Origin of the sequence: Exiguobacterium sp. Leaf187, from assembly GCF_001423925.1 — a bacterium.
GTDB lineage: Bacteria > Bacillota > Bacilli > Exiguobacteriales > Exiguobacteriaceae > Exiguobacterium_A > Exiguobacterium_A indicum.
In genome coordinates this window covers 165,084-186,590 of record NZ_LMPR01000004.1, presented here as the reverse complement: position 1 = coordinate 186,590, position 21,507 = coordinate 165,084, and the positions used below count along the sequence as shown (strand labels likewise).

At 46.3% G+C, this 21,507-nt stretch carries 20 protein-coding genes; 12 read left to right on the top strand and 8 right to left on the bottom strand.

The window, feature by feature from the left end; translation table 11 throughout:
- Window positions 1–68 precede the first annotated feature (68 nt).
- Both menE and menC read left to right on the top strand, forming a co-directional pair.
- Window positions 69–1,442 carry an o-succinylbenzoate--CoA ligase gene (gene menE, locus ASF99_RS01800; RefSeq protein ID WP_055966676.1) on the top strand — a complete coding sequence of 458 codons (1,374 nt, stop codon included), beginning with the start codon at window positions 69–71 and terminating at the stop codon, window positions 1,440–1,442.
- Window positions 1,439–2,509 (top strand): o-succinylbenzoate synthase, encoded by a 1,071-nt coding sequence (gene menC, locus ASF99_RS01795; RefSeq protein ID WP_055966673.1) that lies wholly within the window; start codon window positions 1,439–1,441, stop codon window positions 2,507–2,509. Before menE ends, menC begins: the two co-directional genes overlap by 4 nt.
- Before the next feature lie 298 nt (window positions 2,510–2,807).
- Here menC and map read toward each other — a convergent pair whose 3' ends face one another.
- The 5 genes from map to ASF99_RS01770 form a co-directional block, all read right to left on the bottom strand.
- Window positions 2,808–3,569, bottom strand: coding sequence for a type I methionyl aminopeptidase (map, locus tag ASF99_RS01790; protein ID WP_023467279.1), 762 nt, complete (start codon window positions 3,567–3,569; stop codon window positions 2,808–2,810).
- Between the two features lie 13 nt (window positions 3,570–3,582).
- Window positions 3,583–4,773: an EAL-associated domain-containing protein gene (locus ASF99_RS01785; RefSeq protein ID WP_023467278.1), complete on the bottom strand. Its 1,191-nt coding sequence runs from the start codon at window positions 4,771–4,773 to the stop codon at window positions 3,583–3,585.
- A gap of 72 nt (window positions 4,774–4,845) precedes the next feature.
- Window positions 4,846–5,112: a hypothetical protein gene (locus ASF99_RS01780; protein WP_023467277.1), complete on the bottom strand. Its 267-nt coding sequence runs from the start codon at window positions 5,110–5,112 to the stop codon at window positions 4,846–4,848.
- Window positions 5,113–5,218: 106 nt separating this feature from the next.
- On the bottom strand, window positions 5,219–6,778 hold the full coding sequence (locus ASF99_RS01775) for a DEAD/DEAH box helicase (protein ID WP_035398788.1): 1,560 nt from the start codon (window positions 6,776–6,778) through the stop codon (window positions 5,219–5,221).
- Window positions 6,779–7,110: 332 nt separating this feature from the next.
- Window positions 7,111–7,965, bottom strand: a complete 855-nt coding sequence (locus ASF99_RS01770) for a CvfB family protein (RefSeq protein ID WP_023467275.1) — start codon at window positions 7,963–7,965, stop codon at window positions 7,111–7,113.
- Between the two features lie 233 nt (window positions 7,966–8,198).
- Here ASF99_RS01770 and ASF99_RS17405 point away from each other — a divergent pair, with 233 nt between their 5' ends.
- The 7 genes from ASF99_RS17405 (at window position 8,199) to ASF99_RS01740 (ending at window position 15,584) form a co-directional block, all read left to right on the top strand.
- Complete coding sequence (locus ASF99_RS17405; RefSeq protein ID WP_023467274.1) at window positions 8,199–8,366, top strand: hypothetical protein; 168 nt, start codon at window positions 8,199–8,201, stop codon at window positions 8,364–8,366.
- Between the two features lie 125 nt (window positions 8,367–8,491).
- Window positions 8,492–8,797 (top strand): hypothetical protein, encoded by a 306-nt coding sequence (locus tag ASF99_RS01765; RefSeq protein WP_023467273.1) that lies wholly within the window; start codon window positions 8,492–8,494, stop codon window positions 8,795–8,797.
- Between the two features lie 38 nt (window positions 8,798–8,835).
- A complete protein-coding gene (locus ASF99_RS01760; protein WP_023467272.1) occupies window positions 8,836–9,093 on the top strand; it encodes a hypothetical protein in 258 nt (85 codons plus the stop codon).
- A 78-nt stretch (window positions 9,094–9,171) separates the two neighbouring features.
- Entirely contained in the window at window positions 9,172–9,870 is a 699-nt protein-coding gene (locus ASF99_RS01755) for a lysophospholipid acyltransferase family protein (RefSeq protein WP_023467271.1), read from the top strand.
- Window position 9,871: 1 nt separating this feature from the next.
- On the top strand, window positions 9,872–11,773 hold the full coding sequence (locus ASF99_RS01750) for an ABC-F family ATP-binding cassette domain-containing protein (protein ID WP_055966670.1): 1,902 nt from the start codon (window positions 9,872–9,874) through the stop codon (window positions 11,771–11,773).
- A 171-nt stretch (window positions 11,774–11,944) separates the two neighbouring features.
- Window positions 11,945–13,786 (top strand): GGDEF domain-containing protein, encoded by a 1,842-nt coding sequence (locus ASF99_RS01745; RefSeq protein ID WP_023467269.1) that lies wholly within the window; start codon window positions 11,945–11,947, stop codon window positions 13,784–13,786.
- A 10-nt stretch (window positions 13,787–13,796) separates the two neighbouring features.
- Entirely contained in the window at window positions 13,797–15,584 is a 1,788-nt protein-coding gene (locus tag ASF99_RS01740) for a GGDEF domain-containing protein (protein ID WP_035398791.1), read from the top strand.
- A 55-nt stretch (window positions 15,585–15,639) separates the two neighbouring features.
- Here the strand turns inward: ASF99_RS01740 and ASF99_RS01735 are convergent, their stop codons facing one another.
- Genes ASF99_RS01735 through ASF99_RS01725 form a run of 3 tightly spaced genes read right to left on the bottom strand, consistent with a single transcriptional unit; the run spans window position 15,640 to window position 17,910 of the window.
- The gene (locus ASF99_RS01735) at window positions 15,640–16,284 is read right to left on the bottom strand and encodes a hypothetical protein (RefSeq protein WP_023467267.1); all 645 of its coding nucleotides are present in this window, start codon (window positions 16,282–16,284) and stop codon (window positions 15,640–15,642) included.
- Window positions 16,281–17,453, bottom strand: coding sequence for a DEAD/DEAH box helicase (locus tag ASF99_RS01730; protein ID WP_023467266.1), 1,173 nt, complete (start codon window positions 17,451–17,453; stop codon window positions 16,281–16,283). Before ASF99_RS01730 ends, ASF99_RS01735 begins: the two co-directional genes overlap by 4 nt.
- A gap of 28 nt (window positions 17,454–17,481) precedes the next feature.
- Complete coding sequence (locus tag ASF99_RS01725; RefSeq protein WP_023467265.1) at window positions 17,482–17,910, bottom strand: hypothetical protein; 429 nt, start codon at window positions 17,908–17,910, stop codon at window positions 17,482–17,484.
- A 339-nt stretch (window positions 17,911–18,249) separates the two neighbouring features.
- Here ASF99_RS01725 and pflB point away from each other — a divergent pair, with 339 nt between their 5' ends.
- The 3 genes from pflB to ASF99_RS17195 are packed head-to-tail and all read left to right on the top strand — an operon-like array spanning window position 18,250 to window position 21,507.
- Complete coding sequence (gene pflB / locus ASF99_RS01720; protein WP_055966668.1) at window positions 18,250–20,499, top strand: formate C-acetyltransferase; 2,250 nt, start codon at window positions 18,250–18,252, stop codon at window positions 20,497–20,499.
- A gap of 34 nt (window positions 20,500–20,533) precedes the next feature.
- The gene (pflA, locus tag ASF99_RS01715; RefSeq protein ID WP_023467263.1) at window positions 20,534–21,253 is read left to right on the top strand and encodes a pyruvate formate-lyase-activating protein; all 720 of its coding nucleotides are present in this window, start codon (window positions 20,534–20,536) and stop codon (window positions 21,251–21,253) included.
- Window positions 21,247–21,507: a hypothetical protein gene (locus ASF99_RS17195; RefSeq protein ID WP_156357178.1), complete on the top strand. Its 261-nt coding sequence runs from the start codon at window positions 21,247–21,249 to the stop codon at window positions 21,505–21,507. Before pflA ends, ASF99_RS17195 begins: the two co-directional genes overlap by 7 nt.

The window sequence follows — 21,507 nt, the reverse complement described above, 5'->3', positions numbered from 1 at the left end:
AAAAAGGTTCAATCGTCTTACGACATTGAACCTTTTTCGTATATTCATCTCAAAAGGAAGTGACTATTTTGTATCCTTGGATCTATACACGGGCAAAAGAACAGCCGGATGACATCGCACTCATTACGGAAACAGAGCGTTGGTCGTGGTCCGAACTATATACACGCGCACATCGCTTAGCAAGTACTTGGGCGACGATCGTGACACGCGGAGACCGGATCGCCCTTTACGGTCCATCGAGTGCGCGCTACATCGTCGCTCTTCACGCAGCTCAATTGCTTGAATTGACCGTCGTCCCGATCAACACACGTTTGACGCAGACAGAAGTGTTACGTCAATTCAAACAGGCAGATGTACGACTCATCGTGACGGACCGGACACTTGATACAAAGATCCCGTGCGTGGCTTTCTCTTATGAAAAAGAAGCACCTGACCTGTTAATACGCCATATGCCCAAGCAATACGTCCAATCGATGCTCTTTACGAGTGGTACGACCGGACATCCGAAAGCCGTCGAACAAACGATGTTGAATCATTTCTCGAGTGCGACGAACGCCGCGCGTCATATCGGATCACTGCCAGAGGATCGTTTTTTGATCGTCACGCCGCTGTTCCACATGAGTGGATTAGCTGTCGTCTACCGGGCAGTCATCTATGGAGTACCAATCATTCTTGAGCCACATTTTTCGCCAGAACGCGCCTTACACTGGATTACGACGGAAAAAATCACCCATGTCTCACTCGTCTCGGTCATGCTTGATCGGCTGCTCGAAGCCGGGCTACGTCGCCACGCACTTCGCGTCGTACTGACAGGAGGCGGTCCTGTACCATTACCGATTCTGACGCGTGCACTCGACCGCAATATCCCGGTCATGCAGACATACGGGATGACGGAAACCGCTTCTCAAATCGCAACCCTCTTGCCTGAGGATGCCTTACGAAAGATTGGATCGGCCGGACAAGCGATTCATCCGACACAAATTCGCATTACACGTCATCAAGAAATCGAAGTCAAAGGACCGACGATCATGAAAGGCTATTTTCATGAGGAAGAGAAAACGGCAGACGCCTTTACGGCAGATGGTTTTTTCAAGACTGGTGACTTAGGACGTCTGGACGCCGATGGATACCTCTATGTCCTCGATCGTCGAAGCGACCTCATCATCTCAGGTGGGGAAAACATTTATCCAGCTGAAGTCGAATCAGCACTTCTCTCGATTGATGGAATTCAAGAAGCAGGTGTCGTCGGACGATTTGATGCTAAATGGGGACAAGTTCCGGTCGCCTTCATTGTCAGTACACTCGATGAAGTCATCGTCCGAACGGAAATCAGTCAATTGCTCGCTAAATATAAATGTCCGGTTGATTATATCTATCGTAGCGCGCTGCCACGCAATGCGAACGGTAAACTATTGCGGAAGCAACTGAAGGAGTCATTATGAGTATCACTCTCCGGTCTGCCGAACTGTTCGATGTTCCGCTCGTCTTTCGTCGTCCGATGCAAACCGCCCACTCGACGCTGACAGTACGCCGGACGACGATTTTGCGTCTGACCGATTCGGAAGGACGAGTGGGTTACGGGGAAGGTGTCGCGTTCGATACACCGTGGTATACATCGGAAACACAACACTCCCTCCAAGGAATTGCTCCACTGCTGTATCGGTTACTTGAACAACCGCTCCATCATCCAGCAGACGTTACGAATCGTTTCCGCATCGTGCAAGGTAATCCGATGGCAAAGGCGATGTTCGAAGGAGCGATCTATGAATTATTTGCAGCAGCTACCGGTCAATCGCTCGCCACGTATCTCGGAGGTGATGAATCATCTCTCGTACCTTGCGGGAAAGCACTCGGACGGGCTTCTGCAGCACAGACCGTCGAAGCCGTCGGACAAGCGATCGCTTCCGGATATGGACGGATCAAGCTGAAGCTCGCTCCGACGGATACCGTCGTTCTTGAGCAAGTACGTGCCGCTTTCCCTGATGCGCCCTTGATGTTTGACGCTAACGGCAGCTTCACTGAAGCAGACTTCCCTCTATTACAGCAGTGGGATTCATTCGGTCTCGTTATGATGGAACAGCCGCTCGCAGCGTCGGATTGGTCCGGACATCAACGTCTCGCTATACTCTTACAGACACCGATTTGTCTGGATGAATCCATCGTCGCTCCAGTGGATGCCGAGTTGATGAAGACGCTCCAAGCTGGTCAGATTCTGAACATCAAGCCGGCACGCGTCGGTGGACTGACGAACGCTTTGTCCCTTCGAACAAAAGCACCCTACTGGCTCGGTGGGATGTTCGAGAGCGGTATCGGGCGTCGTCAGACCCTTGCTTTTGCAACACTTCCTGGACTCGCTTATCCGATTGATATGGCAAGTACTGCCGATTATTTCGAAGAAGATTTGCTTGAGACCCCGTATCATGTCGAACACGGACACATTCGTTATTCCGCTCCAGCCGTATCCGAGTCACAGTTAAACAAATTGGCAACGTCCCGGATATCCTTATAATAGAAGCACTACGACGAAAAAGGAGGCTGACTCAAAAAAGAATGACGCGTCTTTTCACGCCCTTTCCTCAGGCAAGACACAACACAAGCCAGCTTTCCTGCCTTATTCAAGCAGGAAAGCGGGTCTTGTTTGTCTCTGACAGCGCAAAGATGCGCTTTTTCCTGTAGGAGTTGCGTGAAACGCGTCATTCTTTTTGTTATGAGATAAGGGTGGCAGATTATCATTCTGCCACCCTTACCTTTGTGGAAACTGACTTTTGAGTCAGCCCCCTTCTCGTATTTTACTATATGAGCTTTTCTTAGAACGATTCTTTGCCTTCGACTTTCGTCAAAATCTCATACCCGTCTTTTAAGACGACGACCGTGTGCTCGAATTGTGAGACGAGACTCCGGTTCGGTGTGTATAACGTCCAACCGTCCCGCTCATCTTCGATACAGAACTCATCTCCTGTTGAAATGAACGTCTCGACAGCGATGACTTGCCCTTCCTTCAACAAATCATTCTCTTCACGATTGAAGTAGTTCGAGATGGATTCTGGCTCACCATGGAGTGTCTTACCGAGACCATGTCCCGCTAAGTTACGGATGACCGTGAAACCGCTCTTACGTGTTTCGGCATAGATTGCTTTTCCGATCTGGTTGACCTTCGTTCCGGCTTTGACTTTTTCAAGTCCTTTCTCAAGCGCCGTCAATGACACTTCAACGAGTCGGACATCTTCCGGACGTTTTGCTTCTCCTGCGATGACCGTCTTCCCTGTGTCTGAGTAGTAGCCGTTCTTCACAGCCGAGACATCGACATTGACGATATCACCTTCTTGAATGACATACTTCCCTGGGATACCGTGTGCTGCGATATCGTTGACACTGATACATGTCGCTCCTGGGAAATCGTACATGACGATTGGAGCAGACTCTGCTCCCTGTTCCTTCAGGATGCGTGCTCCGATGTCATCGAGTTCCTTTGTCGTGATTCCCGGTTTGACGGCATCCGCCATCTCATCGCGTGCCATGGCGACGATTCGTCCAATTTCTCGTAATGCCTCGTAATCATAATCTAACACTTTCATTTCCTCCTCATTCACTCAATCGTTCTTGATATAGATAATCTGCAGAGATATCCGCAAATAAGAACATCCCATTACTGAGCGGCATACTAAATGTCCGCGTTTGTTCACTCGAGCTGAAGTCGACGTACCGTTCGGATAAATATCCACTATGTCGTCGTTCCATCGCTACCGTCGTCCGGATGAAGTAAGGACGGAAACTCCAGTTGTACCCTTTGTAGAAGGAATACAGCTTCCACTCCCCACTCTTTTTACTGACGTTTGAAGATTGTTGGAATCCATTCGCATCCGTGATATAAAACCGGATGAATTCCGGCTCCATCTTCCGGGCGAGCGTCAGCAACCATTGATCGAGATCTTGCTCCGGCTTCAAGGACTGACAATCTTCATTAAATCGAACCGTCCAGTCTTGCTCTAGCTGAAACAAGCGATTCATCTGCTCGCGATCATATTTATAAAACATCGGGACTTCATGGATCAACACTTCCATACCAGGACAGGTCATGACCCATTCAGGTGATGCTTCTCCAAGTAGATTCCCCATGTAGTAACGTCCTCCGTGTTGCCACGCATACCGAAGTTGACCGAGATGACTGATATTCTTATACAAAAGTGGCGCTCCAAGCTGGTCGCAAAGATGCTCCATCGTCTGTAAGAGATGTGGATACGACGCTGAGACGGTCTTTTTTTCAATCATGGAGGATAAATCGACGATCAACATATCCGGCGACATCGAAAAGACACGTTCAAGACTCGTTGCTTCCGCACGGTCCAGCGCTACCTTCAGTCCAGAGTTCTGGTAATACGCGACGATCCGACCCAGACGGTCAAAATCATCGACTTGGACATCCGTCAAAGTAACGTACATCCGCTCTTTTGGAAACGACGAGTCGACCGTCCGTAAGACATGCAAGAAGTCCTCCCCACCGTTTTCAAACAGCCAAGCTGGACGACAACGGATCAGAATAAACGCTTGTGCATCGGAGGGTACTTTTTGGAATGCTTGACGGACGACATGCCCCATGACTTCGAGTTGATACTCGATTGGAACATCATCTTCCTGAAAAAATGGTTTTAACGGTTCTCCACGAAAATGGGACTGGATTTCATACCCTTCCACCTTAAAAGGGGCAGCGCCTACGATCGGTTGAAACCATGCCTCTATCTCTTCGGGATGAACGATGACATCTAATGCATCCATTCTATTCCCCCCTTGTACTCTTGTTCTATCTTAACAAAAAAAGAGCCTCTCTGTAACGAGAGAGCCCCTGTTTTACGATAACGTCGTATCTTTCCGCAATGCGATATACAAGTACACACCGAATGTCGCCGTCAAGTAGATGATACTCAGGACACCGTATTGGATTCCGACGGCTCCTCCCTTACCGATGGCTAGCACAAGAAAGATGATGCCGCCAAATAATAAGGTCGCCAACGGAATATAACGAAAATGTCCTTTTGTCGTCCGCTCACAAATCTTTTTCGTCGCGACGATCAGTGCAACGAGACAGACGGATGCTGCTACATAAATGGTATACACGAATGATTCAGCCCTCTCCCTATCGTTCATGGCTCATTTTATCATGACCGCTCAGATAAATCATAAAAAAGAACCGACTTGTCTGTGACAAATCGGTTCGAATCGTTTACTTTTCAAAACGTGGTTTACGTCCACCACGGTTACGATCGCTTTCGCTACGGTTGCTACGTCCAGCATAACCGCCTTCACGACGATCTGATGAAGAAGATGAACGACCACCTTCACGACGCTCGCCACCGCGTGGGTTGTTTCCACGGTATCCGCCACTGCGGTTGCCGCTTCCACTTCCACCTTTGTTTCCGTAAGGACGACGGTTTCCACCACCGTTGCTACCGAAACGTTTCACGCGGATTGGTTCGATTGAAGAGATTTGGACTGGTGTTGCATCCGGCTCTTTCGTCAATCCTTTAAGTGCTGCTGAAAGAAGTTCCACTGCTTCGTACTCTTCTAAGAGTTCTTGTGCAAGTGTCGTATATTCTTTTGAGTCTTTTGCTTCAACGCGTTTAATGAGTTCTTGTGCAGCAAGCTTCAAGTTGCCTTCTAAGATTTCATCAAGTGTTGGTGCATGACGACGTGACATTTTTTTGTTCGTGACACGTTCGATTGTTTTGATTTGACCGAATTCACGTGGTGTAACGAATGTGACAGCCGATCCTGTTTTACCAGCACGACCCGTACGACCGATCCGGTGAACATAGCTCTCTGGATCTTGTGGGACGTCGAAGTTGTAGACGTGTGTGACACCAGAGATGTCAAGACCACGTGCTGCAACGTCTGTCGCGACGAGGATATCAATCGTTCCTTTTTTGAAACGACGGATGACTTGGTCACGTTTTGCTTGTGTTAAGTCACCGTGTAAACCGTCAGCTGTGTATCCACGTTGGATCAAACCTTCAGTCATTTCGTCAACACGTTTTTTCGTACGACCGAAGATGATTGAGAGTTCCGGAGAATCCGTGTCGATCAAACGGCAAAGAACGTCGAATTTTTGGCTTTCTTTCAATTCGATGAATGACTGGTCGATGTTTTCAACTGTCATTTCTTTTGCTTTGACTTTGATGTGTGTCGGAGTCGTCATGAAACGATCTGCGATTTTACGAATTTGTGGTGGCATCGTTGCTGAGAATAAGAGTGTTTGACGTGTTTCAGGAAGTGCACCGAGGATTTTCTCGATGTCTTCGACGAATCCCATGTTCAACATCTCATCTGCTTCGTCAAGGATGACCGTTTGAACGTGATCGAGGTTCAACGTCTTACGGTTCATGTGGTCCATCAAACGTCCTGGTGTCGCAACGACGATTTGTGGATTTTTGCGAAGTGCGCGGATTTGACGATCGATTTGCTGACCGCCGTAAACAGGAAGTGCATGAACGCGTTTTACTTCACCGATCCGGTTCAATTCTTCTGCTACTTGGATTGCGAGCTCACGTGTTGGAGCAAGAATCAACGCTTGGATGTTGCGTGATTTTGCGTCAAGACGCTCGATTGTTGGGATACCGAATGCTGCAGTTTTACCAGTACCTGTTTGTGCTTGACCAATTAAGTCAACGCCGCTGAGTCCGACTGGAATTGTTTCTGCTTGGATTGGTGTTGCTTCTTCGAAGCCCATTTTTAGGACACCTTTGATAAGTGCCTCACTAAGATTTAATTCACGAAATGTTGTCAATGCTAAATACTCTCCTTTGTCATATGAAAAGCGTCTGCCACTAAACAGACGCTACCGTAACGAATACAATCGACTACCTATTATAACAGAATCTATCACATAAAGATAGAGTGGTTTCTCTTATAATAATGTTTAGGGAAGTCACCATCATAATCGTTGCCATAAGGGCGAGGGAAAGGCGAAGTGCCCGGACCGTGCGATGTACGTCATCGCGTGCCCCCACTAGTGATGGGGTATATTCAATAAATGGTCGCCGGTAATCAAACCAGCCGCAACCACCAAAATGATGAATTCCTTACTATCTATTCGAAACGCAGGCTTACTCGGTCCGATTATTTCGTCAACCGAATACCCGTTTCATTTTTTTCTATTTTTTTATCTTTCAACAGGCGACCGAGCGCTCGTTTGAATGCTGCCTTGCTGAGACCGAATACTTCATCGATCGTCTCGGGAGCTGTCTTATCACCATACGGCATCTGACCATCATGTTCAAGTAGATGGTTCAGAATCAACTCCGCGTCTGTATCAATGGCTTCAAAGGCACGTGGTCGTGCTGAAAGTAATACTGTACCATCTGGTTTTACATTTGTCACTCGTAATTTCAAGACTTCTCCAAGACGCGGCCAACGTTCCATCTCACGTTCATGCAAGAATCCGATCGATTGATCGTTGACCCAGACGTTAACGCCTGGTTCACGTTGTGAGAAGACGAGACCTTCGACGTCCATGTTGTTCCACTCCTCTGGAGCTGGCTTCGCACGTAAGTTGAAGTATGCATAAGGTGCAGGGTCTCCGAGTAACCGAAGCTTCTGATCATGTTTCAGACGAATGAAGAGTTGATCGCCTTCTTCTGGCCAGAACATCCGGCGCTGCGGCAAATCGTCGAGTGAGACGAGAACGTCTTTTTGAATACCGATGTTCGCGAACACTCCTGTGTTATAGCGTGTTCCATTAATCGTCGTCTTGACATAGTCTTCAAATGAAGCTTCTGGAATCGTCATCGATGATGCTAGACGCCCTTCATTATCTTGATACAAGAAGACTTCTACCTCTTCATCGAGGGCTACTTTCCGTGTTTGTTCATTGTTATGCAACAACACGTCTTCATTTCCATCTGTCAGAAACACTCCGAACTCTGCTTCGCGTTCTACTTTTAATGTGACAACCTGTCCTGCGCGTAATCCCATTTCGGGTCATCTCCTCTCTGTATTTGAATCGATTCCAGTTCTTGTGAATCGTTCTGCTGTTCTTTCCCTACCATACTATACTCTTTTTCCATTCATCTCTGATATCGACACAATGGTGACAGTTGTGACATATTTGTGAACGGAACACATTTGCGTGATTTTTTTGAAAAAAAGATATATGATTAAATAACAGGAAAAAGAAGGTTTAGTTTAGGTAAATATGGGGGATAAAAATGTTTCATAACATTCAATCGCGTTCGTTCGCACGACGCTTCACGAAAACATTGGTTTTTGCATTTTTTGCGTTCCTTGCTACGATTGGAATTGTCTTCGCAGAAGGATCGAACAGTACGGATATGACACCGAAGACACCAGCGCTTCAGCAAATCGATCGCCCTTAAAATCTACACCTTCCGTGTGGATTTTTTATTTTTTCCGGACATTTACAGGACGATAAAGGAAAATTGCGTTTGACCTCGAATTAAATGAACATGCCATCATTTTAATTTTTGAGGAGGAAACGGACGTGCTCTTCTACTTATTTACGACGATTACGGGTCTCATCACTACATACTTAAGTTTTGTTACCGGTTATTATACGAGTTCGATCGGTGTGTTCGTCTTTACACTAGCGATTTGTCTGTCACTATCATCGATCCGCCAGTTGATCCGTACGTCCTATCTGACTTACATTGAATACATTCAACACCGTCGTGTCAAAAAACAGTACGAACGGATGAAGAAACGAGAACAATCTTATCAAATCGGCTATCCTCATCGAGATTCGAGTACACCACTTGCATTCTCCGCGACAGACCAGCATGATAAGTAAAGAACACGATTTCATCACCTAGGAGGAACAGATTCATTATGAACGAAATCCCTTTATCAAACGGTTGGACACTTCGCTACTCTCCTGTCATCGATTTATGGTTGAAGGAAGATGGCGTACTGCTCGTAGATCACGAAGATAAGGTCCGCTTGACTCTCATTTTGGATGAGGAAACGATGGAAATCAAACAGATCGACAATACGAACGCCACGTTCTCTGTTGATCCGACGACACGTCGCCTCACCTTTGAACTTGGAGAAAGCGAAGAGGAATCTGAGCCTCGTTACTGGGAATAATCACGCAGACTGGGTGCGACGCCCGGTCTTTTTTTGTACAATAACATCAGCAATGAAAAAAGGAGCTGTCACTTCACCATGATCCGTACTGTCATTTGGTTCATTTATTTTGGACTTGTCTTACCCTGTACCTTACCGTTTTTACCAAGCGCAAAACGTCGAACGCATCTCGCGCGCTATGCATTCGTTCAGCGTGTAGCGAGCGTCTGGGCAAACTCTCTTCTCCGACTCGCTGGCGTTCGTGTCAACGTGACGGGTCGTGAGCATATCCCGGCAAACGAACCCGTCGTCTTCATCTCGAATCACCAAGGGAACTTCGATGTCCCGATTCTACTTGGAACAATCGATAAACCGAAAGCATTCATCTCAAAAATCGAAGTGAATAAAATTCCGATCGTCAATGTTTGGATGAATCTGATGGGGTGTGTCATGATTGATCGAAAAGATCGACGTCAATCGCTGAAAGCAATCCGTTCTGGTGTCGACACGATCAAGGACGGACAATCGATGATCATCTTCCCGGAAGGAACACGCTCTAAAGGCGGTCCAATGGCGGAGTTCAAAGCGGGAAGCTTCACACTCGCGACATCAAGTGGTGCTCGTGTCGTACCCGTCGCAATTTCGGGGAGCTATCGCGTTATGGAGGAAACGGGTAAAATTCGCCCTGCCACGGTCGACGTTACGATTTTACCGTCGATTGATCCGAGTACGATGACACAGAAAGAACTCGTCCAGACAGTCGAACAGCAAATCAAACAGATTGTAGAAGGTGTCTAATATGTTAATGAAAGCAGAAAATCTCAAAAAAGAATTTGCCGATAAAATCGTCTTCGAAGATGTGACATTCTCCGTCTCACCTGGCGACCGGATTGGTATCATCGGCGTCAATGGTACCGGTAAGTCGACTCTCCTGCATATCTTGGCAGGTAAAGAGACGGCAGACGCTGGTACGATGCATCACCCGAATGATTATCGGATCCGCTTGCTATCGCAAACGACCGATTATCCGGAAGACCAAACGGTCATGGAAGTACTATTGTCTGGTGATACACCAACGATTAACGCCTTACGTCACTATGAAACGGCGCGTCTAGCACTCGAACAAGATCCGACGAGTGAAACGTTACTCAATCGCTTCATCATTGCTCAGACAGAAGTCGATGCTGCGCAAGCTTGGGACACGGAATCACGCTTAAAGATGATTTTAAACAAACTCGGTATCCTCGACTTGAACGCGTTGATCGGCTCGCTTTCCGGAGGACAACGCAAACGTGTCGGACTCGCTGAAGCTTTACTCGATGAAGCCGATCTTCTCCTGCTCGATGAGCCGACGAACGAACTGGATGCCGAAACGATCAGCTGGCTTGAAACTCAAATCAAGGAATACCGTGGTGCGATTCTACTGATCACCCACGATCGCTATTTCTTGAATCGTGTGACGAATCATATGATGGAGATCGCGAACGGTACAGCTTATTTCTATGTCGGAAACTATGAATCATTTCTTGAAAAACGTGCCGAACGTCGTGAACGGACAGCTTCTATGGAAGAAAAACGTCAAAACATCCTCCGTCGCGAACTCGCCTGGTTGCGTCGCGGAGCAAAGGCGCGGACGACGAAACAAAAAGCTCGGATCCAGCGCGTGGATGCTTTACAAGACCTCTCGTACGAGGAAGAAGAATCAACACTCGAAGTACAGGTCGGTTCGACCCGTCTTGGTAAAAAAGTCATCGAAGCGCATGACGTCTCCCATCGATTTGGTGAACGGACCCTTTTTGAATCGTTTAACGCTCTGATTGGACGGAAAGAACGGTATGGCATCGTAGGGCGAAACGGGAGTGGAAAATCAACACTTCTTTCAATACTTGCGCAACGCTTAGAACCAACAACCGGTGAAATCATTCACGGCGAAACGGTGAAGATCGGCTTTTATGGGCAATTTGCCGAGTTCACGCATCCCGAACGCCGTGTCATCGATGAGGTCGAACGGATCGCAAAAGTCATCACGACACTCGCTGGTGAGGAGATCACGGCAAGTCAGATGCTCGAACAGTTTCTCTTTAAACCGGAAGCCCAATATAAACAAATCGGTAAGCTTTCCGGCGGCGAAAAACGACGTCTGAAATTGTTGACGATTTTGATGGAAGAACCAAACGTCCTCTTCCTTGATGAGCCGACGAACGACTTGGATACTGAGACGTTATCCGTCCTCGAAGATTATTTAGAATCATTCCCAGGCACCGTCATCACGGTCAGCCACGATCGCTACTTCCTCGACCGGGTCGTCAATCGCTTGATTGCATTTGAAGACGGGAATGTCGTCTTTTATTATGGACAATATACAGACTATCTTGAGCAAATGACAGCACCCGTTCCATCAATCGTTGTTGAAAAGACGGTTGAGGTTGCTACAGCACCAAAGATAGAGACGCCAAAAAAACTAAGTTATCAGGAACAACAAGATTGGGCAATCATTGAACAACAAATCGAAGAAAGTGAGACAGAACTGGAGCAATTAGAAGCCGAACTTGCTTCGGCAGGAAGCGATCTTGGTAAAGTCAATGAACTGTATCAAGCCATTGAAAAAACGAAAGCGATGCTTGATGAACGGATGGAGTATTGGACGTACCTTTCTGAAAAAATCGAGGCATTTGAAAACTATCGTCAATCTAATCAATAATTTCGATAAGCGGAGTTCTTCCTTAAAGAAGAACCCCGCTTTTTTCATGAAATGGGAATCACCTCTTATTTTCATTTTAAATCTGAAAATAAATGTGAATTCAAACTAAATATCGGGTAATGTTATAGCATATTTCGTTTTTATGGAAGGCTTGCGAAAGGAGGAGTTCCGGTGAAACGGATCGTTCAAAACATCTACCCTACCGTCGCATTCTACTTAGTTGTCACGTACACCCTGCTCTGGCTATTACCACAAGATCGCTCGTTACAACTTTCAGCGATCATTAGTCTAGTCGGTTCTTTCGTCATTTTCCTACTTAGTCAATCGAAGGCTTTCAAACAATCTTCCATTCCATATAAATGGTTATCGGTCGCCTTTTTCTCGTATTTTCTAGGCGATTTCCTCAATATGATTGGTCGTCTTTTTCAATGGAACGCTGTTAACCTGAACGTCTTACTGGATTTGCCTTACACGGTTCATTTAACGATGATAGTCATCTTCTTATTTCGGCAGTTGGATTTGACTTTGTTTCAAAAACAAAAATTATTGATTCTTGATTCTTTAACATTGTTCACTGTATCGATGATTGCTGGATACATCGCTATTTTCCGCTTTGTCCCCTCTTATACGCGAACGGTGCTCGAGCAAATCAGTTGGACCTTCTATGCCTTCTTGACGATTCTGTTGACGCTGTTCTTTTTCTTACTTTATGCTTCTGGACTAAAGCGAAACGTATCGAGATTAGGATTCCTCTTTCTCGTACTCGGAACGTTCGTGCTCGGTATGACGAACTTTATTTTTTATACGTTGTTATTGAACGGTGAACCGCGAATAGCTGGTTTATTGCTTCCGCTATACCCACTCAGCGGACTCTTCATCCTTGCCTTCATGAATACTCGCGCTCTTCCCATCAGTCATGAACAACAAGCAACTCTTATTCGGGTCGAAACACTTACGCGTTCCTTGATGTCGTACATCTTATTATCTGTACTGATTCTCTATATTACATTCTTCCCTGTCTCCCAAACCTTTTTCTCACTTTCCGTCGGCATTACGTTTTTATTATTTTTAACACGACAGCTTTTTTCATATCAGGAAAATCTGCGGTTGTTACAGGAAACAACAGCATTGCAAACGAATCTAGAAGACATCGTCCATCAAAAGACAGCACTCTTACAGTTACGTGAAAAAGAACTAACGTCGCTTTTTCTATCTTATCCAGAAGTTGTTCTTGAAATCGATGCTACGTATCAGATTCGATCTGTCAATCCAGCTGCTGTCGAAGCTGGATGGAGCGATTTACCGCTCGGACCGAGCCAACGGCTACAACTCGATCGACTCATTCCATTGCTTCAACAAGCGCAGCTGATTTATCCCTCTCATTTGCTACATGTACCGGCCACGGAGGAACATCCGGAAATCTTTTTGAATACGACAATCATCGATATCCCGGATCAACAACGCTATTTCGTCATCTTGGCGGATATCACGGAAGATTATCAACAGGAAGTATGGCTAGAACGTATGGGGTACCATGATTCGCTCACGCATTTGCCAAACCGACGTTACTTCGAGGAACAACTTTATCTAACTCTGCCGACGTTAGAATACGGCTCCTTACTATTCATTGATTTAGACGGTTTCAAACAAATCAATGACACTTATGGGCATGATGTTGGTGACCTCGTGTTACAAGAGACGGCGAGCCGCCTTCAATCGATGACGACGTCAACTGATCTCGTTGCACGTCTTGGAGGAGATGAGTTCTTGATCTTCATTCAGGCATCTGCTTCGGAAACACGTCAGTTTGCCGAACACGTTCTCGAAGTTCTAAATCATCCGTTCTATATTCAGACACATACGCTTCAAGTCACACCATCAATCGGAATTTCCTTATACCCTGAAGATGGTAAAAGCTCAGAACAATTATTGATTCGAGCAGATGAAGCCATGTACCATATTAAGAAGACCGAAAAAAACAATTTTTTGTTCGCTACTCAAATTAAACGTTAGGAGGGAGTCCATGCTTAAATCGAACTATTTCATCCGTTGGTTTCCTGCCATGCTCGTCATGTCTTTTGCTCTAATGATCCTTGCCACATGGACCCCTTCCATCTCTAATCGGATCGTTGAACAAGTACTACAGTATGCCTCTCTTGGATTGATTGCTTATTTTATTCTTACTGCTTATCGTAAGGAACAAGCATTAGTCGTACCAAGACGAAAATTCTGGCTGATCGCTTTAGGATCACTAGTTTTATCCTGTATCGGTTCCGTTCTTGAGACATTACATTTCTTCAATCCAGACTTTCCAGTTCCATCTATTTATAGCCTAATTTTATTTTCAATATCCCATTACGTATTCTTATACGCGATTTTTTACCGAATCATCACAAAACGGACACTCGGACAACACGTACTCGCTTTCGTCGATGCCGCGATCATCGTCGTTTTCATTGGACTTGTCGCGTTTCACGTCCTCAATGAATTGACGAATCCTGGACTGCAAACTGTTCCTTATGCCATCATCGTCATCACGAATACATCACTCGGTTTATTCGTTTTCTTCTATTTCACGTTCATCCAAGAAACCCATTGGGTATCAAGGATGGCATTGTTCTTATTGTTTTTATCCATTTTTATTCGCGGTATCTACGAAGTCTCAAGTGTTTATTTCCCGGACTTCTCAGCGAATTATCTATTGTTTTTCCCGATCTTGATCCGTTTGGTGCAAAGTGCAGCTATTCTATGGCATATTGATCATATCGAAGAAGGAACCACTCGAACGACGGTCATTCCCCGCTCCTGGCTCCCTCTACTGGCCGTTCCTTTATTCATTCATTACATGGTGGAACGAGAAGGCGGAAAGCTCGATATCTTTATCATTTTAGTTTTACTAATCATTCGACAAATCTTGATTGCTCGTCAGCATGGGTTGATCGTCGCACAATTACACGAACGGAATGAACAACTCGCTTCACGCATCGAACATCGAAAACAACAAATTAAAGATAGCGAACAGCAAGTCATCCCACTCTTTCTCGGTCACCCTGATCCGATGATTCGACTCGATCAATCCGGAACGGCACTATACGCGAACTTAGCTGCCCAACGTCTGTTTCATTTACCCGACATGACGATTGAACATATTCCTCGTACGATGCGTCACCTATTAGAAACACTTGAGACAGATATCGATGAGTATGAAGATGAACAACATAGACGATATGAGATCATTGATATTCCGATTCAAATTGCTGCCACCTCGATGGGACGTTTCACGATTTTACATGACGTCACTGAACGAAAGCTCCGGCAAAAACGGATCGAATACCACGCCTACCATGACGCCTTGACAAGTATCGGAAACCGTCGTTCGTTAGAGCGAGATTTTTCGAACCATCTCCTCGAGATGAATTATCTTGCGGTAGTCGATTTAGACGGTTTTAAGCAAGTCAATGATACGTATGGTCATGAAGCAGGTGATTACGTATTGATCGAGGTCGCGAAACGATTGAGCGAGCATACGAATTCTTTAGAACAGGTGTATCGACTGGGTGGAGATGAGTTCGCGATCCTCTTACACGCCGATGATGAACTGTCCTTACGTCGAAAATGTAAATCCTTCTTACACTTTTTAAGACGTCCTTACGTCTATAAAGGACAATCCTTATTCGTTTCTGCAAGCATCGGTGTGACCGCGTGTCATAAAGCTGATCTTGAAACATGCTTAAAGCAAGCCGACCTTGCCATGTATCGCGTGAAACATCGGGATAAAAACGATGTCGCCCTATATCGAGCAGATTCTTGAAAAAAAACCTAGAACACATTGATCATAATCGGTCATGTGTCCTAGGTTTTTTCGATTATTCTTCTGGTCTCGGCGCAATGTTGCCTTCTTCGATATCGAGGAGTAAGTCGATCAATTCCGCACAAAACTCAGGGTACTGGCGAAGCAACGCGTCTTCTCCTACTTCATCCACGAAATCTGTCAACAAGGCGAGGACTTCTGGTACCAGTGCGCGCGCTACTTTCATGTAGGCAATCGCAAAGCGCCATTTCCCAGAAATGTAGAGCAGTTTTCCAATCAACAAATCACCTGGTTCGACTTCAATCTCAGACAAATCCGTTTGATACGTCTGTTTTGACATCAAATCAACGACACCATCCGCCTCGACTTGAAACAGCGAGGGCATCGGGTCCGCTAATCCACGCAAGGCACGATAGAGGCTAGGCGATAACTCTTCTTTGACCTGCTCAAGAAAACGACCGTGCGGCGTTTTTCCTTGATCATCCGTCTCATAGAAGATGGCCCAATCTACGAATAAGTCCCGGAACAACTCAGCATCTTTTAAATACCAACGTCCCTCCGTTGCAATCTCTTCTATGAAAGCGACCCAATCCGTACTACGTGCTGTCGCTGCTTCTTGATACATCTTCTTCAAGGCTGCATTCATTTCCGCTTCAGAAACCGTCGTCGGAAACGGAATTACTTTTCGATCGTTCTTCATTTCGATCGCCCTTTCCGGTGAGGAGTAGCCGGTCGTTTAATCGTCTGAGGTGCTGTGAATTCACGTTTTGGAATGACTTCCCCACGGTAAATTTCCATTGCTTCCATCTCGACGCCCATTTGCTTCGCAAGTGTTTTTAAGTGTTTTAAGTCTTGATCCGTAACAAGAGCAAGTACCATTCCGTTCGCATTTCCACGTCCCGTCCGACCTGAACGGTGTACGAAATCGTCAAGCGACTCCGGTAAATCGTAATGGACGACATGCGTGACTGCTTCGATATCTAGACCACGTGCCGCAAGACCTGTCGTGACGAGTAAAGGAAACTCTCCTTTTTTGTAAGAACGTAATGTCTCCATTCGCTCTCGTTTTCCTTTTTCAGCATCCAAAATCCGATATTTCAATGAGAATTTACTCAACTCACCATTTAATGGTCCGAGGAAGGAGCGGTTGTTGATGAATGTCAGCACTTTTGATCCTTGCATGTTCGCCAGGCGACGTAACAATTCCGGCTTCTGACGACGTGAAGTCTCCAAATAACCGAATGTCACTTGTGTGCTGACGGCACGCTCAACCCGAATCGTCTCAGGGTTGTTTGCAAGCGTCCGTCCCCATTCTGCTGTCCGTTCCGGCAATGTCGCGGAGACGAATGCTAACTGACGATCGCGTAGTGCACTGTTTGCGATTCGCGTCGCCGAGTCACTCATACCACTCTCATAGATTTGATCCGCTTCGTCCAAGACGATCAATTTCACCTTATGCATCTTTAGCTTCTTCGAATCGATCAACTCAACGAGACGCCCTGGCGTTCCGACGATGATTTGTGGTTTTTTCTTCAATCGTTCATATTGTCGTTTTAATTCAACACCACCAATGAATGCACCGGATTTGATACCACTTCCTTGAGCAAACAATTGAATGACTTGATGAATTTGCATGACGAGTTCCCGTGTTGGTGCCGTGATCACGACTTGCACGTGTGGTTCTTCTACTTCAATCTTTTCTAAAGCTGGAATGACATAAGCAAGCGTCTTCCCTGTTCCTGTTGGCGCTTCAGCCAGGACATCTTTTCCTTCGCGCAACAACGGAATCGCTTGTTCTTGAACAGGCATCAACTCGGTAAAGCGCGCCCGTTCCCATGCTTCCTGTAAAAATGGTTTTGTAAAGTTCATAACGATTTCTCCTACTCTCTTAATTCCATCATGCCGTTACGTATTCGACATGATCTCCTGATGCATCACGGTATCCCCGTAATGTCTGTGTATATTCATTTCCTGCGTCGAGCAATCGAATGTGGAATCGAATCTCGCTTTCACCGGCTTCTTCTTCTAAAATCTCGAATCCTTGGATGACACGATCCTGTAATTCTGCAGCGAGTGCCGGGTACTCCGCAAGACTCGCATACGTCGCTTTTACGTCAACCGGACGACGAACAAGCGCAATCCAATACGATTCATCATAGCCGATAAAGTCTTCATAATCAAAATCATCTTCAAATCGAATCCAGAATCCATCATTTTCGAATTCCGTGATCATTCCCGTTCGCGTTGAACCGTCCGATCCGATTTTCAGCGAGACCCAGTCTCCCGACTGATACTCTCCTTGTTGTGTTAATGATACATACTCCATTTGGCACACCTCCACGTTCTATATTCCCTTTTTCATTGTCAACGATACGTCTTAAAAATACAAGGCACCGTAGCGTGACATTCCTCACAGTTTCAACTGTTCTAGTGAATCTTTTTCAAATCAACTCATACAGTTTCCAAAAAACCTTGAATTAGCAATCTAAAACTGTTTTTTTAAAACTATTTTCATATGAATACAGAAATAAAGAAAGCCCGTCATATCAACGTTTGTCCACTTGTTAAAACATTCACATGAACGTAAAGGGAATCACCCCTTCCTTTTGTTACACTATTCACATAAGGAACTGATGATTAGCTCAATATTAAAGGAGTGGTATCCATGTTATTAGAAAAAACGAGTGCTTGGACGAACTTTACGTCTGGTGAATGGGTAAAGACGATCGATGTCGCAGACTTCATTCGACTCAATCGCACGGAATATACAGGAGATGATCACTTTTTAGTCGGTCCGACGCAAGCAACGGAACGTCTCTGGCAACAAATTCTACAGCTGACGAATGAAGAACGACAACGTGGTGGTGTATATGCCGTCGATGCTAAAACACCATCAACGATCCTCTCGCATGATGCAGGGTATCTGAATCGCTCACTTGAAAAAATCGTCGGTTTACAGACAGACGAACCGTTTAAACGTTCGATTCATCCGAACGGTGGGATTCGGATGGTGAATGATGCCCTAGCTGCGTATGGCTTTGAAGCAGACGAGACCGTCACGAAAACTTTCAGCGAGTACCGGAAGACACATAACCAAGGGGTTTTCGATGCCTATACCCCTGAAATGCGCGCTGCACGTAAAGCCGGTATTATCACCGGATTACCTGATGCTTATGGTCGCGGACGGATCATCGGTGACTATCGTCGTGTTGCTTTGTACGGAACGGCACGCTTGATCGAAGAACGTAAGAAGGATTTAAAGGCACGTGGCGGGTTCTTATCTGAATCGATGATTCGCGACCGTGAAGAGATGAATGAACAGTTGCGCGCATTAACGGAATTGACCGAGCTTGGAGCTCGCTATGGTTTCGATCTCTCCCGCCCTGCAGAAACAGCACAAGAAGCATTCCAGTGGGTCTATCTTGCCTATCTTGCTGCCATCAAAGAGCAAAACGGGGCAGCCATGTCACTCGGTCGAGTCTCGACGTTCCTTGATATTTATGTCGAACGTGATCTTGCGGCTGGTCGCTTGACGGAAGAGACTGCACAAGAACTCGTCGATCATTTCGTCATGAAGCTTCGGATCGTTAAGTTCTTACGGACACCAGACTACAACGATCTATTCTCGGGTGATCCGACGTGGGTAACGGAATCAATCGGTGGAATGAGTGAAGATGGACGATCAAACGTCACGAAAAGTTCATTCCGCTTCTTACACACTCTCTCGACACTTGGTCCGGCACCGGAACCGAATCTAACCGTTCTCTGGTCTACTCAGCTTCCACGAGGATTCAAGGAATTCTGTGCGAAGATGTCGATCGTTTCAAGCTCGATTCAATATGAAAACGATGATTTGATGTTACCGGTTTATGGAGATGATTACGGCATCGCTTGTTGTGTCTCCGCGATGAAGATCGGGAAACAGATGCAGTTCTTCGGTGCGCGAGCAAACCTGGCAAAAGCATTACTTTATACGATCAATGGCGGAATGGACGAGAAGCTCAAAATCCAAGTCGCCCCAGCAAGTCCATTGATGCTTGATGAAGTACTCGATTACGAAACCGTCATGGCGGCTTATGATCGTCAACTCGATTGGCTCGCAGAACTGTACGTCAACACACTGAATGTCATCCACTACATGCATGATAAGTACAGCTACGAACGGATTGAGATGGCTTTACATGATCCAGAAATCTTACGGACGATGGCATGCGGTATCGCTGGTTTATCGGTCGTCGCTGACAGTCTATCTGCCATCCGTTACGCAACAGTTCGTCCAATCCGAGATGCGGATGGGATTGCAGTTGATTTCAAGATCGAAGGCGAGTTTCCGAAGTTCGGGAATAACGATGAACGGGTCGATCAGATGGCGGTCGATCTCGTCACACTGTTCATGGAGAAAATCCGTAAACATCCAACGTATCGCAATGCCCTTCCGACGCAGTCTGTCCTGACGATCACTTCAAACGTCGTCTACGGTAAAAAGACAGGAAATACACCCGACGGACGCCGTGCGGGTGAACCATTCGCACCGGGTGCTAACCCGATGCATGGACGTGATACCCGTGGTGCTGTCGCCGCCTTGACGTCTGTCGGAAAATTACCATATGAACATGCGCTCGACGGGATTTCCTACACGTTCTCGATCGTGCCAAAAGCACTTGGTAAGGATGAAGCCACACGCATTCGCAATACAGTCGGATTACTTGACGGATATATGGGTGGTACGACTTCAAAAGGACACCATTTGAATGTCAACGTCTTTGACCGTGAGACGTTACTCGATGCCATGGAGCATCCAGAACAATATCCACAGTTAACGATTCGGGTATCCGGTTATGCAGTCAACTTCATTAAACTGACGCGTGAACAACAGATCGATGTCATCAATCGAACGTTCCACGGTTCTCTCTAAAATGATGTGTAGTATGTGAAAGGAAGTGAGCAGGATGACCTATGGTATGATCCATTCCGTTGAATCATGTGGAACAGTCGATGGTCCTGGCATTCGATTCATCGTCTTTACGCAAGGATGTCCACTACGGTGTCAATACTGTCATAACGTGGATACATGGGAGTTCGGTTGCGGACGGCGTGTCTCAGCAGACGAAGTCGTAAAAGAAGCGATCAGCTATCGCTCCTTTTTCGAGGCCACGGGTGGTGGAATCACCTTCTCTGGAGGTGAACCACTCGCTCAGCCAGAATTCTTGGAGGCTGCTTTAACAGAAGCAAAACGCCATGGACTGCATACGGTCATCGATACCGCGGGATCCGTCGTCCCAAAAAACATCGATGCGATTCTCGATGCGACGGATTTGGTACTACTCGATATCAAACATATCGACGATGCCGCTTGTCGCGTCTTGACTGGACGGAGTAACGCCAATACACTCGCCTTCGCAAAACGCCTAGCCGAGCGAAACATTCCCGTCTGGATTCGCCACGTTCTCGTTCCAGGTATTACGATGTCGGAACATTTCCTCCGTCAGACCGGCGAGTTCATCCGGACGCTCGGAAACGTCGAGCGCGTTGAAGTACTCCCGTATCATCAACTCGGTGTCTATAAGTGGGAAAACCTCGGTCTCGCATATCCGTTAACTGATGTGCTTCCCCCTTCATCAGAAGAAACGGATACTGCGCAAACCTTACTTGAATCGTACTTGTGTTAACGTTTCCAGTTTGTTACAATGACGGCATAGACTATGAACAGGAGGTACAACACCGAAATGAAGCAATCACTCGTACACGTCGCTTGATGAATGAAATCATCTCTTTCGCAATGCAGTTGCGGATGTCTGACGCTACGAGTCTGCTCTATTTCGGTGTGACCAACCTCTGGCCAGCACCTTCTTTGAGTTACACTCCGGCACACCATCCGCTCGCTTCGGATGGTGTGTTTTTCATTTCATCTTATCGGAAATGA